The sequence below is a fragment of the Marinobacter maroccanus genome, assembly GCF_002933275.1.
Taxonomy (GTDB): domain Bacteria; phylum Pseudomonadota; class Gammaproteobacteria; order Pseudomonadales; family Oleiphilaceae; genus Marinobacter; species Marinobacter maroccanus.
The window spans coordinates 1-16,207 of record NZ_PSSX01000013.1 but is presented as its reverse complement, the minus strand read 5'-3'; the positions used below and the strand labels follow the sequence as shown (position 1 = coordinate 16,207).

16 protein-coding genes are annotated in these 16,207 nt (G+C 55.1%); 8 read left to right on the top strand and 8 right to left on the bottom strand.

Annotated features, from left to right (window positions below; translation table 11 throughout):
* Positions 1-78: 78 nt before the first annotated feature.
* From KEHDKFFH_RS13935 to mscL, 8 genes are all read left to right on the top strand, one after another.
* The gene (locus KEHDKFFH_RS13935) at positions 79-471 is read left to right on the top strand and encodes an acyl-CoA thioesterase (protein WP_104322460.1); all 393 of its coding nucleotides are present in this window, start codon (positions 79-81) and stop codon (positions 469-471) included.
* 20 nt (positions 472-491) lie between these two features.
* Entirely contained in the window at positions 492-956 is a 465-nt protein-coding gene (locus KEHDKFFH_RS13930; protein ID WP_104322459.1) for a DMT family transporter, read from the top strand.
* A 776-nt stretch (positions 957-1,732) separates the two neighbouring features.
* A complete protein-coding gene (locus tag KEHDKFFH_RS13925) occupies positions 1,733-3,676 on the top strand; it encodes a TonB-dependent receptor family protein (RefSeq protein ID WP_241956508.1) in 1,944 nt (647 codons plus the stop codon).
* Positions 3,676-4,599 (top strand): ABC transporter substrate-binding protein, encoded by a 924-nt coding sequence (locus KEHDKFFH_RS13920; protein ID WP_241956507.1) that lies wholly within the window; start codon positions 3,676-3,678, stop codon positions 4,597-4,599. The genes KEHDKFFH_RS13925 and KEHDKFFH_RS13920 overlap by 1 nt, the downstream gene beginning before the upstream one ends.
* Positions 4,596-5,600: a FecCD family ABC transporter permease gene (locus tag KEHDKFFH_RS13915; RefSeq protein WP_104322457.1), complete on the top strand. Its 1,005-nt coding sequence runs from the start codon at positions 4,596-4,598 to the stop codon at positions 5,598-5,600. The genes KEHDKFFH_RS13920 and KEHDKFFH_RS13915 overlap by 4 nt, the downstream gene beginning before the upstream one ends.
* A gap of 1 nt (position 5,601) precedes the next feature.
* On the top strand, positions 5,602-6,678 hold the full coding sequence (locus tag KEHDKFFH_RS13910; RefSeq protein WP_104322456.1) for a FecCD family ABC transporter permease: 1,077 nt from the start codon (positions 5,602-5,604) through the stop codon (positions 6,676-6,678).
* 14 nt (positions 6,679-6,692) lie between these two features.
* Positions 6,693-7,511: an ABC transporter ATP-binding protein gene (locus KEHDKFFH_RS13905; RefSeq protein ID WP_104322455.1), complete on the top strand. Its 819-nt coding sequence runs from the start codon at positions 6,693-6,695 to the stop codon at positions 7,509-7,511.
* A gap of 126 nt (positions 7,512-7,637) precedes the next feature.
* Positions 7,638-8,108 (top strand): large conductance mechanosensitive channel protein MscL, encoded by a 471-nt coding sequence (gene mscL, locus KEHDKFFH_RS13900; protein ID WP_241956506.1) that lies wholly within the window; start codon positions 7,638-7,640, stop codon positions 8,106-8,108.
* Between the two features lie 121 nt (positions 8,109-8,229).
* Here the strand turns inward: mscL and KEHDKFFH_RS13895 are convergent, their stop codons facing one another.
* The 8 genes from KEHDKFFH_RS13895 to KEHDKFFH_RS13860 form a co-directional block, all read right to left on the bottom strand.
* Positions 8,230-9,213, bottom strand: a complete 984-nt coding sequence (locus KEHDKFFH_RS13895; protein WP_104322453.1) for a sensor domain-containing diguanylate cyclase — start codon at positions 9,211-9,213, stop codon at positions 8,230-8,232.
* A 387-nt stretch (positions 9,214-9,600) separates the two neighbouring features.
* On the bottom strand, positions 9,601-10,215 hold the full coding sequence (locus KEHDKFFH_RS13890; RefSeq protein WP_104322452.1) for a tyrosine-type recombinase/integrase: 615 nt from the start codon (positions 10,213-10,215) through the stop codon (positions 9,601-9,603).
* Positions 10,216-10,487: 272 nt separating this feature from the next.
* Entirely contained in the window at positions 10,488-10,820 is a 333-nt protein-coding gene (locus KEHDKFFH_RS13885) for a tRNA-binding protein (protein ID WP_104322451.1), read from the bottom strand.
* A gap of 21 nt (positions 10,821-10,841) precedes the next feature.
* Positions 10,842-11,741, bottom strand: a complete 900-nt coding sequence (yddG, locus tag KEHDKFFH_RS13880) for an aromatic amino acid exporter YddG (protein ID WP_104322450.1) — start codon at positions 11,739-11,741, stop codon at positions 10,842-10,844.
* A gap of 85 nt (positions 11,742-11,826) precedes the next feature.
* Positions 11,827-12,558: an AraC family transcriptional regulator gene (locus KEHDKFFH_RS13875; protein ID WP_104270549.1), complete on the bottom strand. Its 732-nt coding sequence runs from the start codon at positions 12,556-12,558 to the stop codon at positions 11,827-11,829.
* Between the two features lie 422 nt (positions 12,559-12,980).
* The gene (locus KEHDKFFH_RS13870; protein WP_104322449.1) at positions 12,981-13,292 is read right to left on the bottom strand and encodes a hypothetical protein; all 312 of its coding nucleotides are present in this window, start codon (positions 13,290-13,292) and stop codon (positions 12,981-12,983) included.
* Positions 13,293-13,394: 102 nt separating this feature from the next.
* Complete coding sequence (locus tag KEHDKFFH_RS13865) at positions 13,395-14,018, bottom strand: hypothetical protein (protein ID WP_146084210.1); 624 nt, start codon at positions 14,016-14,018, stop codon at positions 13,395-13,397.
* 158 nt (positions 14,019-14,176) lie between these two features.
* The gene (locus tag KEHDKFFH_RS13860) at positions 14,177-15,877 is read right to left on the bottom strand and encodes a BMP family ABC transporter substrate-binding protein (protein WP_104322447.1); all 1,701 of its coding nucleotides are present in this window, start codon (positions 15,875-15,877) and stop codon (positions 14,177-14,179) included.
* Positions 15,878-16,207: the final 330 nt, after the last annotated feature.

Genomic DNA, 16,207 nt, shown 5'->3' with positions numbered 1-16,207 from the left:
CGCCCAAAGTTATACTCTTGGAGGGCCAAGGTGAATCGACAGGATTTCTCGGTTTTCTACCCCGTCTACACCCGCTGGATGGACAACGATGTATACGGACACGTGAACAACGTTACCTATTACTCCTATTTCGACTCAACGATTAATCGATACCTAATCGAGCAAGGTGGCCTCGATATTCACTCGGCCAAAATAGTGGGCTATGTCGTTAGCTCATCCTGCCAATTCCGACGCCCCGTTGCATATCCAGATTCAATTTCAGTCGGTCTCAGGGTCTCGAAGCTTGGGAACAGTTCCGTTACTTATGAGTTAGGTATTTTCAGAGAATCGGAAGAAGAAGCCGCAGCCCATGGTCAAGTGGTGCACGTTTTCGTGGACCGTGACCAAAATTGCTCTGTACCCATGCCTGCACAAATTCGCCACTGCCTTAAGGAAATCTTGGCCGCCCAAGTTAGTGCAGAAGAAATTTGAAAATCTCCTGAGGATAGAAAATGAACAGTTCAATCGCCTATGCCCTGCTCATGCTGGTCGCGGGGATAGGAATACCTGTGATGGCAACGCTAAACGGTGGACTCGGCGCGAGACTTCAGAGCCCGGCCCTTGCCGCAACGATTCTCTTTTTCGTTGCCCTGGTCTTAGCGATTTCTTATTTGATCACCACAGAGGGTTTTCCTGAGAAAATTTTCCCTGCCAATGTTCCCGTGTACTTTTACTTTGGCGGTTTCTTTGTCCTCTTCTATATTCTGACAATCACCTGGGTAGCGCCTCGCTTCGGCATATCCAATGCAATAGCTTTCGTATTGCTGGGACAGCTCATCGCAATGAGCCTCATCGATCATTTCGGATTGATGGGCGTTCAGAAGTTCACCATGAGCCTAAAGAGGCTTACTGGGTTGGGCGTGATGACAATCGGTGTTTTCCTGGTACTGAATAAGGTCCCGGGCGGAGCAAGATGAATAGCAAGCAGCGCTCTTTAAGGGGTCGGTTTCTACCCCGGGGTTAATTCCATTGCTCAGATTACCTGATTGTATCAATATCATGACTGCAGCAGCATGGTAATCACAGAGCAGCGAGTCCGCGAACAGGCAGTTTGATCGGCCCCGGGGCGGGGTTTAGTTTTTGACCTAGCTGTTATTAGCGGGTAAGCGATGCCCTATGTTTGCGGCTGTAATCAGTGGCTTTGGCCCTTCCAGATCTGTCCGGCACTCTCTAACGATGCGCAAGCGTCCATTGATGAAGTACGTTAGCAATTGGTTCGACGTTGGTTTCCAGTTTCCTGGCACTGATCCAACGACAAATCTTCGGAGTCCGGCTAAATCCTATGAGGTCCTCCGAGGCACACCAGTAGATGCAGCTCAATGTGAAAATGAGATTACGAGTGTAAATCTGCAATTGTGTGGCCAACTACCCCCATTAATTTGATTGAGATCAAAATGAGGTGAGGAGTTCGAAGACGATAAATGATGGTCTTTGCCGCCCCCGTCTTCTTTCGGCATTGTAATGCGAATTATTATCAGTATGATGCGCATACATAATCATACCACTGCTGGAGATCCCAATGCCAACACCCGGTCAATCATCATCGCCAAATCGACGTCCTCGCGTGAGCCGTTCCGCTGGCTCAACCTTTCTATCGGTTTCTTTTCTTGCGACGGTTGCCTCCCCCGCGATTGTACAAGCCCAAGAACAAACGCCCGCCCTGCTCCCTGGCCTTGAGGTTACCGCTGATTGGTTGGGACCGCCGACGGAAGAATCTGAAAGAACCTACACGGGTGCCCGCACAGTGGTGGAGGAAGAAGAACTCCAGGACACCGGAGCTCTGAATCTGGAAGACGCCCTGCGTCCGGTACCCGGTGTCACGGTCCTGGACGAAACCGGCACGGGCATCCTGCCCAACATTGGCGTGCGCGGCCTGAACCCGCTACGTAGTGAACGGCTTCAGATTCTGGTGGATGGTTATCCCATTGCCATCGGTCCCTACAGCAACGTGGGCGTATCACTGTTCCCCGTTACCCTTCCAAGCCTGGAAGCCGTGGATATTGTCCGGGGCGGTGCCTCCGTTCATTACGGCCCCAATAACGTGGGCGGCGTGGTGAATTTCGTCACCAAACCGATTCCGGCGGAAACCTCCCATACCCTTCGTGAGCGGGTGACCATCGCGGAAGAAACCGGCAATGTCTTTACCGATACCTATTACCGGGTCGGAGGCCGGGCGACCGACAAGCTTGACCTGCAGTTCCAGGCCAACGTCCAGCGCGGGGACGGCTTTCGCGACCACTCCGACACCGAAGTGGATAACCTGATCCTGGACGCCCGCTACTACCTGAACGACCAGAACGAACTCGCCTCGCAGCTGCAGTATTACCGTGTCGATGCCGAACTTCCCGGCGCCCTGACCCCGCAAGCCTATGAGCAGAACCGTACCCAGAGCCAGCGCCCATACGATGGCTACGAAGCGGACATGAGTCGCGCTACTTTCACCTGGACGTACACGCCTGCGGACAACGTGGAATTCCAGTGGCGCAATTTCGTGCATGATGCCGACCGCACCTTTTTCTTCGGCCAGAACCTCAGCGGCACCGGCCATTGGGCGGACCCGGGGCTGGACTCCACCCACGTTGCGGATTCGCCCCGGCTGTTCACCGTGTTGAGCACGGAGCCCCGGCTCGCCATCCGCCATGGCCGGCACGACATTACCCTGGGCGCGCGATTTGTCAGCGAGGATGTGGAATTCGACGTCAATCGGCTGGAGTTTTCCTCCGGTAACCGTTCTGTGGCACGGGACTGGCACCTGGACACCCGGGCCGCGGCATTTTACGTCAGTGATACCGTGTCGTTTCTGGATGACCGTCTGACGGTGACGCCGGGCCTGCGCTACGAAGACGTTGATATGGATTTCCGCGACAACCTCAGTGGCAACACCGAGGAAAACAGCGCTGAGGAGTTTTTGCCGGGCCTGACCGTCGGCTATCAGGCGTCTGATGATCTGTTTGTCTTTGCCAACAGCCAGCGCTCTCTGGTACCGGTCCAGATTGCCCAGACCACCCGTGAAGGCGCAGTCGCCAATGAAACTGCGTGGAACCATGAGCTGGGCGCACGCCTGCAGGTCGCTCCGGACCTGTTCTCTTCAGCCACGATGTTCCGCATCGATTATGAGGACCAGATTCAGTTCAACCGTTCGACCAGCCGTTTCGAGAACCTGGGAGAAACCCGCCATCAGGGTGTCGAGCTGGCAAACCGCTGGAACGTCGGCAGCCAGTGGGAACTGGGCCTGGGCTATACCTTCCTGGATACCGAACAGCTTTCCGGCGATAACGAAGGCAATGAACTGCCCAACGCGCCAACTCACAAGGTCAGCGCTGATGCGGTTTACCGCTACCAGGCCTGGGACGCCAGCCTGAACTGGGTGTACGTCAGCGAAAGCTACAGCGATGCGGACAACACTGAAGAAGAAACCAGCAATGGCAGTGCCGGTGAGTTGCCGGATTACCATCTGGTTACGGCCAGAGTCGGTCGCGATTTCGCGGTTGGCGGTGATCGTGTGCTGAACCTTGGCGTGGCCGTCAACAACCTGCTGGATGAGGACTACTACTTCCGGGGCGTGGACGTCAGCCCGGTCGGCCGCGTGCCCCAGCCGGGCCGAAGCTTCATCCTTGAGGCGCAACTCGATTTCTGATGGCCTCTTTAAGGAAGCGGATTGCAACGATCCTGCTGGTTGTCCTGCTTTCACCTGTTTCAGGGTGGGCGGACAACCACGATATCCGGCTGACGGATGACCGCGGGGAAACCCTGCGGTTGTCCGCACCGGCAACCCAACCTGCGGCGATTTCGACCTTCGGGGCCGATGTTGCAATGGCGCTGGGTACTGTGCCGGTGGCGGTCACTGACTATGGACTCCAGGGGGTACCCGAGTACCTGGCGTCGCAGTTACGCGGTGTTCGCAGCCTCGGGCCGAGGCACCAGCCCAACCTGGAAGTTCTGTCGTCGGTCCGGCCGGATCTTGTCATCGCCATTCGCCGTTATACCGAGAAAGACGGTGACCAGATCCAGGCCATTGCCCCACTCCTGGCACTGGACCTGATCACGATTCAGGACAGCCTTCGGGCAGTGACGCTGGCGGGTCAGGCGCTCGGTAAGCCAACCAAAGCCGCCGCACTCAACGATCGGTTTCTGGAGCGCGTTCAATCGCTCGCGGAGCGCAACAAGGGGAAGCCCACCTATACCGTGGCGCTGCTGACCAGCGGCAGTGAAACCCCGTTTGTCTATTACGACCACTTTCTGCCCACAGCCCTGCTGGAGCGCTTGGGCTTTGACAATGTCGGTGGCCAGCCGCCCAATCCCGACAGCGGCATCCCGCTGGGCTACCGGATCAGTCTTGAGGCACTGCTGAAACTCAATCCGGACAGCATCCTCCTGTTACCCACCAGTCGTCAGCGCGCATTCACGATGAATCCCATCTGGCCCTACCTCAAGGCCGTGCGCACGGGCCAGGTCTACGAAGTGCCGCACTACTGGAAAGAAGGTGCCGGCCCGATTGCCCGGGAGCGGATCCTGGACGACATTCAGCGTCTGCTGCTGACGTCGGAACCCGGCAAATGACGGGTGACGATTCAGCCAAACGCTCGATGGGCCTCTATGGAGCAACGGTATTTCTCCTCGTGCTGCTGTTCTTCGTTGGCCTGATGGCGGGCTCCCAATGGGTGTCGCCGACCTCGTTGCTGTCAGCCATCGACGGCAGCAGCGATCTGCTGACGCGCATCACCGTGCTGGAGCTGCGGCTGCCGCGCAACCTGCTCGGTATTCTTGGTGGTGCGGCGCTAGGGGTTGCAGGTGCCGTGATGCAGGGCGTTACGCGGAACTCGCTGGCATCCCCAGGACTGACCGGCGTGATTGCATCTGCTGCCCTGGCGGTGGTGTCGCTTCGAACCCTGAGTTCGCCGGGCGCACTGTGGCTGCCGCTGATGGCCCTTGCCGGAGGCCTGCTCGGTGGTGCTCTGACGTTTGCCATCGCTGGCCGCCGTCAGCTTCAGCCCGAGCGCATTGTACTTGCCGGCATAGCCGTCACGTCACTGGCTACTGCACTCACCACGGGCCTTCTGCTGGTATCGGGTGCGGAGGCGGCGGAGCTGTATTATTGGCTGGCGGGCAGCCTGATGGGACGGGGCTGGCTCCAGCTCCAGATGGTGCTGCCCTGGCTGCTGCTTCCGCTCGGCGCCCTGTTTGTCATGCAGAGACCCTTCCGCTTACTGCAGCTGGATGACGATCTGGCGCTGGCCATGGGGCTGGCTGTCGGCCGCTGGCGTCTGACGTTTCTGCTGCTGGCCTTGCTGCTGGCCGCCGCGCTGGTCGCCTTCACCGGTCCGATCGTGTTCATTGGCCTGGTGGCACCGCACATTGCCCGGCGGCTGGCCGGCAACCAGATCCAGCACTGGCTGCCCCTAAGTGCTCTGTTTGGAGGGCTGTTATTGCTGGCAGCCGATATCATGGCACGACAGCTGGCCTTCCCGCAGGAGTTGCCCGTCGGCATGCTGACCGCCCTGATCGGGGCCCCCTGGCTGATTTACCTTCTCAATTCGCGAACCTCGCCCAGGAGCGCTTAAGGTGACCAATCCGGTTACGACACGTCCCCCAGCAGGTGCCCACGGCGTCCAATCCCCAGGCACCGGCCCAGTTAGCAGACTACTTCTGACTGGCGGACTCAGCCTGGTTGTTGTCATCATCGCCGGCGTCCAGCTGGGGGCAGTGGACCTGACCTGGTCCCAGGTGTGGGCCGGGCTGACCGGAGACAGCTCGCAACACGTGCAGCGAGTGGTCTTCGAACTACGGTTGCCCCGTACCCTGACCGGCGCCCTCATCGGTATTCACTTCGCCCTCTCAGGGTGGCTGTTACAGTTGCTTAGCCGCAATCCGTTGGCAGAAGCCGGCATTCTCGGCATCTCCGCTGGCGCCAGTCTTGTAGCCGTCATCGCTTTCATCATTGGCGATTGGCTGGTTTCCAGCGAGAACCCCTACAGCAATACCTCGTTTGCCCTTCAGTATTTGCCACTCTTTGCCATGGCAGGCGGGCTGGTGACGGCGCTCGCGGTGTACTTCCTTGGCATGCGACATGGCCATCTGTCGCCGGTCAAGATGACCCTGACTGGCGCGGTCGTCGCCGGCATGCTGCACGCACTGACCACCGGTGTCCTGGCCTTCTGGGGCCACGCCCACACCGAGCTGGTTGCCCAGTGGCTGGCCGGCTCTCTTTACGGTGCCGAATGGCAGCACCTGCATGCACTGTTGCCCTGGACACTCATCGGGATGATCGGTGTGGTTTTGCTCATGCGCCCACTGAGCGTGATGCAACTCGATGACCAACACTCACGCACTTTGGGCCTGGGCCTGAACCGCTGGCGTGCCTTTGCGCTGCTGATAGCCACCCTGCTGGCGGCCAGCGCCGTCGGAGTGGTGGGGCCCGTTGGCTTCATAGGCCTGCTGATCCCCCACATCAGCCGCCGACTGGCAGGCGCCAACCTTCCGGTCCAGTTGGTGTTATGTGTTCTTTTGGGGGCGGTACTGGCTGTTCTGGCGGATTTACTCGGCCGAACAGTGTTTACGCCCTATGAGGTACCCGTGGGCGTGGTTTCCGCCGTCCTTGGCGTACCGTTTTTCCTTTATCTGCTTTCGCGTCAAACCTGAGGTCGGGATCCGCCATGTTACGAACCGAGCAGCTCTCACTTGCCTACGGCGACAAACCGGTTGTGAACAAGGTTTCGCTAGCGATTCCTGAAGGCGGGATCACCTGCCTGCTGGGCCCTAATGGGTCGGGTAAAAGTACCTTGCTGAAAAGTTTCGCGGGCCTGCTACCGGCCCGGTCCGGTCAGGTTTACCTGGACGACCAGCCGGTGGAGCAGTGGGACCGGCGCAAATTAGCCCTCAGGCTTGCCATGCTGCCACAGAAGCCGATTGTGCCAGATGGTATCCGGGCTCGGGATCTGGTAGCTCTGGGGCGTTTCCCGCACCGGAAATGGTGGCAACGAAACCTCATCACCGACGACAACGCGATTCTTGAGGCCATGGCAATGACCGGGGTCTCGGATCTGGCGGAGCGGCCGGTGGAAGCGCTTTCCGGAGGGCAACAACAGCGGGTATGGATCGCCATGGCCCTGGCCCAGGAAACCGATATTCTGCTGCTGGATGAACCTACCACGTTCCTGGACTGGGGATACCAGCTGGAAGTACTGGAACTGCTGTCCAAGCTGAATCGGGAGCACGGCTTAACCGTGGTGATGTCGCTCCACGATCTCAACCAGGCTGCACAATTTGCGGACCGGATTGCCGTGCTGGCCGGCGGCCAGCTCGACACAATCGGTAGCCCCAGGGAGGTTATTACCGAGCCCCTGATCAACCGGGTATTTCGGGTGTATACCCGCGTTACCAACGGACCGGACGGTCGTCCGTCTTGTTCTGGATTTGCCGAATCGGCAAAGAGCCTACCCCAGCATAGCCCTCATTGTTCCGCTCACCCTTAGTTCAGGGCTGCTGGCCAACCGCTACTGCCATCGTTCCGCGATCATCGGCTAGACTTCATTGGCACGACAGTGTCGGGGGGAGAGAGGAATGCGCGGCTCGTCGATTAGCAGTAAAAAGGGAGAGGGATGATGAAGAAAATCATACAGGAATATAAGGCCTTCGCTCTGAAAGGCAATGTTCTTGATATGGCGGTTGGTATCGTAGTTGGTGGGGCGTTCGCGACCATTGCAAGCAGCCTTGTGGCTAATGTGATCGCTCCGATATTGGGGATGATCACCAGCGATGTGGATCTGGCTGACTTGTTTATCGTGTTGAAGGAGGGCAAAACAGCTGGACCATATCTAACGCTGGAACAAGCCAATAAGGCAGGTGCTGTCACGCTAAGCTATGGGGTGTTTCTGAACAGCTTTATCAGCTTTTTGATCGTTTCCTGGATCGCGTTCCTGCTGGTAAAAGGGATTAATAGAGTCAGGCAGAAAGAGGTGATTAAAGAGGAAATAAAAACCAAAGACTGTCCGTTTTGTTTCTCGAAGGTGCATAAAGACGCTGCGAGATGCCCCTATTGCACATCGGAGATTAAATCTGGGGCCGCATGATGCTTGGCCAACTAACTGACTCCCCGTCAATGCCCGATCCCAAAGCCAGACAATATCCCAATGAGCGCTTGCAAGCCATCGCAAGAATTCGATCATACCCTCAAGCAAACGCTGAAAGTAATTATCCAAACAACTGAACCTGATCCCGCCCCGCGGCCTTCGCTAAATACAGCGCCCTATCAGTGGCGTTAATCAATTCGTCCGACGATGCCCCATTCTCCGGCGCGGTAGCCAAGCCGGATGAGAAACGAATAGAAACGCTTTGGTCTGCCACTCTGAAAACCATCGGGCTATTGGCTTCCCGCCACTGGATCATGCGTTTGTATGCGTCTTCCTGCGATAACCCAGGCATCATGATCAGAAATTCTTCGCCGCCCCAGCGGCAGACTACATCGGCTTTGCGCATCCCCTCCAGCAGCCTCTGGCTGAACTCAATCAGCACCTGATCACCAACAGCGTGGCCATATTCGTCGTTGAGTGATTTGAAATAATCAATGTCCAGCATCATTAGGGTAACGGAGTGTTGTTCTCGTTGCGCCCGATTCAGTTCACGGCTTAGGCTTTCCAGGAAGTAGCGCCGGTTGAAAAGATTGGTCAGAGGGTCGCGCATGGCTTCCTCGTGGAGCTTTTCGTGCAAACGATGGTTTTCAGCAAGCTGCTGGGCCAGTTTTTCATTGGTTTTTTGAAGGGCTGTTTCAGCATCACGGCGGGCAGTGATGTCCCTGGAAATACCACATATATACACCGAACTGCCGTCACGCCCACGCAAGGGTGAAACACTGGTTTCAAAGATGGTGACGGGTGCCGAATCGAACCCCTCGGTGCTCTCCTCGTAACAAATCACATGGCCCGCAGCAATGGCGCGCTGGTAATTACCTGCAATCTTCCCGTAAAGAACTGAGTCGGAGACTATGTCATCGAGAAAAAGTCCGCACAACAGGGTGTCCGACTGGTTCATGAACCGCTCCATGGCCTGGTTGCAGTAGACCAGGCGGTACCGTCCCGCTTCGATACGTAGTAGAAATACATGGTCCGTCATGGTGTCCAGCATGCCGGTCAACAGATGGATATCGGCCGGTTCAATGTCGTTCAGCGCAGACGTCACGGTGATGAACTCCTGTGGATCAACACAGTCCTGATCCTATCCGCGCAAATGCTTGGATAGACGATCTGGCGATTATCTCTAACATGCTATCGGAACCGGGGCTTTTTTCCACTATTAACGCCAACGAGCGCGGCAGATATTGCCCCTTTTCACTATTTCATAAATTTCATAGGCTTTTAAGCCCTGAGAGTTTACTCAACGAATTTTTGCGACAACTGTCGGTGATCTCCGCGAGACAGGAAGGCTCACAATAAATGCGCTAAGAGCCACATCTCAATGTTCGCTTTTGTTTACGACTGAAGGAGCCTGATCGAAACCCGAAGGTGATCATCGACCGGACCTGGCAGCGTCTGCAACATCCAGCGACCAAGGAGCCAAGTTACGCATTTAGATCTCAATACTCTCAGCTATCTCCAGAGCATCCTCGACTTCGACGCCAAGGTATCGCACGGTGCTCGACATGTTCGTGTGTCCTAACAGCAACTGTACAGCTCGCAGATTTTTGGTCTTCTTGTAGATCAATGTAGCTTTGCTACGTCTCATCGAATGGGTTGCGTAGACTGAAGGATCAAGTCCAATGCTGGTTATCCATTTTTTGACGAGACGGGCATATTGATGGGTAGTGATGTGGTCGAACTTTCTCATCCGACTCGGCCACAAATAATCCATACCTGAGAGTCCGCGCAATTCGATCCACGCTTCGACCGATTCGCGCGTCTTTTTCGTTATCTCAAATTGAACAGGTTGACTGGTTTTCTGCTGAGTGACTTGCGCCCGATCCAGAACCTCTCCGTTTCTGGAAATATCTCGAACCAAGAGCTTTACCAAATCGCAGGACCGGAGCTTGCAATCAATTGCCATGTTGAACATCGCCAGCTCTCGGATGTTCTTAGCAATCTCCAACCGAATACGGATAGCCCATATTTGTTCGAGTTTGAGCGGTAGTTTCTGGCCAACAAGCTTTCCCTTGTTCCAGGGAGCTTTGCTGATAGGAAATGTCATGGTGTGGCCCTCTTCGGAGGGTAAGGGCCATTAAGTATGGCTCAAAAAATTGTTTCCTGTTGTCCAACCTGGTCGCAAAGCGGAGATTTGGATTTGACGATTACGCGGAGCTTTGCGGCTATTTTGGAGCCGCGAATCGGAGGGAAGTGCATTGGAGCGCTGCAACGGTGAGCTTTCCGCTCACCATTGCCAGCACACGAGACTTTGTCCCATGCATCACCCTCGCTTGAACTTGAATACCGGTTGGCCTGTGATGTGTAAGCCGCCGAAACTCAGAACAAGCGTTCCCCGTTATCCACCTGCGCATCCGGTCTTACCAAGGTAACTGCGCCCTTCTGCGTCTGCACGCCAGTGACCAGGCACTCCGACAAAAAAGGGCCGATCTGTTTGGGCGGGAAATTGGTGACGGCAAGAACCTGCTTGCCGATTAGATCATCCTTGCCATATAGGTCCGTAAGCTGTGCACTCGATTTACGAATACCAATGTCCGACCCGAAATCCACTCGCAATTTATATGCAGGCTTGCGCGCCTCGGGAAAATCCGTCACTTCAATGATGGTCCCGATCCGCAGTTCAACCTTCTCGAAATCGTCCCAAGTAATCATCTCACTGCTCCTTCGACGTAGTTAGTCTGTTAACAATTCTGGCTCGGCGACCGTCCGGCTTTTCGCACGACCCGCGATCAAAGAACCAATGACGATCAGAATGCTGGCACTCAACACCGCAACCGTAGCCTCGCCGAATCCGGCAAGGATCAAAAGGATCACTGAAATGAGTGGCGCACTGTATGCCAGGGTTCCCAGTAACTGGATGTTTCCGTGTTTTACACCATGGTCCCAGGTGAAGAAGGCTACGCCCACCGGTCCGAGGCCCAGTCCGACCAGGCCAATCCATTGAAGTACGCCTTCTGGCCATACCGTTTCCTCCCACAAAAGGTGGCAAATCAACGCCAGAATGGCCGTAACACCGCAGAACCAGCCCACTGCATCGGTCGGTACCGAGCGAACCAGTCTGCTGAGAACGGAATAAGATGACCAGATCAGAGCACAGGACAGAGCCACCAGGTAACCCGGCAGGTTCTCCCATGCAAATCCGTCGGCATTACGGCTGATCAACAACCAACAACCTGCCAGGGCAACCAGGGCCCCAACGATGTACTGAGCTCGTAGCTTCTCGCCCGGCAGGAAGGCCGACAGCAGGACGATCAGCAGCGGCCAGAGGTAAGCCAGAAGGCTGACTTCAACGGCCGGGGCCAGTGTCATGGCCTTGAAGTAGGCAAAGTGATAACCGAACAAACCAACGATACCGATGCACCATGCAAGCGGCGATTGCCGTAAATAATGCACACCGGAATGTCCCGAGAAGACCCAACGGCTGCACATCAACAGGAAAGCGATGCCGAAGGTCATGGCCATGAGCTGGAACTCTGGAATCTCGCCACCGGAAAGCTTGGTCAGCAATGCCAAAGTGCCCCATAACAGAACGGAAATCGACCCGATCCAGGTTGCGGCGTTAACGGATGCCATGAAACTCTCCCCGAAATTCTCACGTTTGAATGATTTCAGAAGGGTATCCAGTGCGAAGGACAGGAACTTTCAAATCCTGGCGGAACTATTTCGAAATACGGCGGAAGTGGCTGGGCGCTTTGCCAAAGTGGGCTCTGAACCGGTCGCTAAAGGCCGATAACGATGAATAGCCAACAGCGTCGGCAACTCGCTGGACGCTGCGCCCCGACTGCTCCAAAAGCCGCCAAGCTTCTTTCATTCGTAATTCCGTGAGGTATTGATGCGGCGTCATGCCGACCTGGCGCCGAAACAGATCGTTCAACTGCCGAATGCTCAGATGTGCCACGGCAGCCGCCTCGGCCAAGGACAGCGGTCGGCTGAAGTGTTCGTCCAGAAATTGTTTCGCGGCGTGGACTCTGCGGTCCAGCTTCAGCTGACTTCCATGGCGCTCCTGAAGCAACTGAATCAGCAGGAGCAGCATTTGATGCTGGGTAAAATCCGACTCAGTCCCATTTTGGAGCTGTGCGTGAAGGAACTGGACGTAATGGAGCAATGCTGGATCGAGGTCTACGAAACAAGGTAGCTTGTCTAGCGCCGGGGCCAAGCCTTCGGGGACGTCTGCAACCAAAAACCGATTATCGTCGGTCGCAGCATATCCATGGCCAATTCCCGCAGGAATAATTGCCGCTCGATGCTGCGCAACCTCCCCTTCCTTGGCATCTACTGACAGAGATAACGTTCCCACCAACGGCAATACCAGTTGGTGATGGTCGTGGGAGTGGCTTTTTCCCTCGTCCTCGTAGGTTCGTATATGCAAGCCGATCTCAGAGTGCTTCATGCGACCAGTATAATCAGAAACACATGATAGTCATCACAGAACCACTCTTTCATCCATCTCTCATCCGGGATCCGACCGGTTCATAGTGAAAACGCGGGAAATTGGCAGTGGCGAAGTATCTCGTGAACCACGCCTAAACGATTTATGGCTAGAATGTCCGCTTTTTTTAGGTATTGCCTGAGATGCGGGACGGTCGCAAAGCGAACATTCAGATTGGGATAATGCTATGCGGCTGATTCCGGACATTGGGGAATCACAAGAGCCAGCCAGAGAGATAATCATCCAGCCCGAGACTGGCGAGGACAACACCAAGAACAAGACCTGCAGGCAGGCTAAGACGCCGCAACAGCGGTGTTTCACGCACCCTCTCAGGTCTACGTGCTGGCCGTATCCCACTCGGAAAAAGCTTTTTACCCAAGCGGTCATGCAAGAAAACGATAAAAAAACAGCGCAGCGGATAAAACTGCAATGTTGAACACCGCAGCCCAAGCCCCAGTAAACATCAATTGAACCAGGCCATTGATTACCACCCCGAGCAAAATACCAATCACGACGTTGACAGCTAAGCTTGCCCAATGGCCAGCCTGTTCAAAAAATTCGGCGGCCCGCTGAGCGCGAACCTCAGAATCCTGTCTGTCGGGCTTTGCATCTGGTTTGACTCGCGACCAGACGACCGCAGCCATGACAAAGCAGATGAAGGTTGAAGCTATGAAAAGATCAATTGTGGTAAACATCCGGTCACATCCCTTACAGCCTGGGCATGGACTATAAAAATTTCGCGCTCTTCATCTCTGCTTCGGACCCATAGCAGTTAATTCGGCCGAAGCGCGCTGAAATTATCTATTGGGTGCAATAGCCACCAGCTCACCAGAGCTCTGAAGCATGTAGCGTTCGGTAAAAGGTTCCGAATCATCAGTGCGTACACTGATTACCTTTGAATCAGCACTCACTCTCATATACACCTTTTCACCGGGCGCACGAGAGAGCATACCCGGAATCCGATCTATATCCTCTGGACGCCCAGTGACCGTTTTAGGCTCCGCGTTGGGACTGAGTGCGAAATGGTGAAACCGCAAAAGATCGCCGTAACATTCAGACCCCGGGCAACCGGATAACTGCAAGAATACCGAATCCCCTCTCCAACCCGTCAGCCAAGCCCTATACCCCGTCTTTAACAGGTCAGGCGCTTCAATTCTGGCGAGCTCCACAATTTGATCCGTCGATACATCGACAAGATGCACGATGGCTGTCTTTTCCAGATAGTTCGGTACCCCTCCATTCGGAAATGCTGTAAGACCGGTTGCAGGCTGAAATCGCACGTAGCGAACCGCTACAGCGAACTGGAGGGAATCAGGCCGAACTGCCAGATTTTCAATTTGCGCCAGTTCCTCTTGAGGCCCATAGGTACAGCCTGAAACAAGCATCACGACGGCAACTCCAACAACCTTGACCCAAATCATCCAAACGAACCCCATTACATCCAGCGCTGCACCTACCGACGGCAGGAAGGTGTGATCCGGCGGCCATTGGCTGCGTGCCACCCCGACCGATCAAGCGATTCAAATATTGTAGAGCGGCCCGACCTTGCACGAGGGCAGCCGCTATCAAAGAATAAAACTTATTGGAAATAACGATCTACCCCATCCCAAAGCTCGACAGACTCCCGAATCGCCGACAGCCTGTTCCACAAGATCTCGCTGAATTCAGGATATTGCTGGTAAAAAGCCTTCGATAAAACCAAGTAGCTTGATTCCTTGGACACTGATGCCGCCACTTTTTGGATTCTTCCGGCAAACTCGGGCCGATTATCTATAAGGTGATCCGCGTGCAACGCGTCTGCCAGTGCCGTTTTCGCATGCCTGCGGAGCAACATATTCAACTGCCGCTCTACACTACCGATAACGTGGCTTTCGAGGCCCTGGAGTTCTTTCAGATTGTCTGTTCCCGATCCCGGAGGTATCGTTATAGGCGGTTGCAGTATGGAAGCATCGGCGAGGTCTTGATTGATCAGTTGAAAAGCCGCCAGATCCCAGGTCATTAAGGCTCGGTCTTCATCAACGTCACCGCCCCGCCTCGGGAAAACGCCACGCTTTTCAGCATCTTCACTGTGCGAGATTGCGATAAAACCGTCCACCGATTCCCCAAGCGAATAGGCGCCTCGTCGAGTCGGCATAGCCCGGTACTCGAATTCTACGCCCAATTGCCGACTAAGCATGCCCAGAGCATCTATGGCAATTCCAGTGATCCCGGAGTCATCAGCTTGAATAAAGGGAAATCGAACCTCCTCAGGAACTGCCACTGTCAGAGACTGCGGCTTTTCAATGTCTTGATCGACACCGTTGGTGACGCCCACCATGCCGGTCGATTCCGCTAAAAGCCGGCCCCGATTCTTCTGGAGTTCCACGAGCATGGCTTGGGATAAGAGCGGCTGATTGTTTTCATCAATACTTATGGACACACCACCCTGAGCCAGTCCCAGTCTTTTGACAGGCGAACGCCAGAGTTGCCAGCGTTCACTGATCAACGCCACGTATACAGCTCTATCCAGATGCTTCACAACGGATGTCAGGACGTGGCCCGGATACATGCCGTTTTGATTCTGGTCCACTCCAATCGCAAGCTTGTCAGCTTCAGCGGCTGCCGCTAATGCTCCCTTGCCACTGCTACCTGCAGCAGCAAACACGATGTCATGCTCACTGCTGAACAGTTGCCTCCCGAGCTCTTTGGCCTTGCTCTCGTCGTCCCATGGGCGATCGGAATATTCAGACAAATAAAGACTGGTGATCTGACCATCCGGCAGGATACGGTTAAATCCTGCGCGGAATCCAGCCTCCAGCTCTTTTACCGAACGAACCGGAAGCCCGCCCATAAACGCGACTTTCCGGTTCGGACTACGGTAGGCAGCCAGAACTCCGGCAAGATAAGCACCGTCCCACTCCCTGAAAAGGATTGACCGTACGTTCGGCGCATCCGTCTGATAACCAATCGAAATAAAGGTAGTTTCGGGGAATGATGGCGCGATGGCTTCAACAATTGCCTGTGTGCCACCGCCGGGCACGATTATTGGCGAATGTCCCGCCATTGCCAGGGATTCCAGAGACTGGCGGTAAAGAATCGGGTCAGCAGTCGCCATCTGAGTGAAAGGAAGGCCTTTCTGTTGCTCAAACTGTTCCATTCCAGCCAGAAGACTCTCGTTGTAAGAGCCGTCAAGAACAATCGCGGAATTAAACAAAATGGCAGGTGCGAACGAATTCGAAGGCAAGACATCCGCTGAAAGGCCGGGCGTCGCAAGCCACAACAGTAAGATCCATTTCCTCATCTGTCTTACCTCCAACACGACTTTTGCAGACCTAAGCCATGCAGCAATGCCCAGGCGACAATTTACATGCCTAACTCAGACTTAATTTCCTTCCACAGCTTTCTGTAGCTTGCGGCCGGATTGGATCGGGGACTCAAGATTTCCAGGGGTAAGCCTTCCTCGCCCATTCGCTCAACAGCGCTTGAATAAGGGATCATCGCTTCCATGTGTAGTGGTCAACTAATCCCGGACAGTATTTTAAGGTTTTCCTCTGCTGCAACGGGAGAAATGCCACCGTTGAACGTATGAGGTCTTTGCCGGTTGTAGTAGTCCATCAGATAGCCACCAACA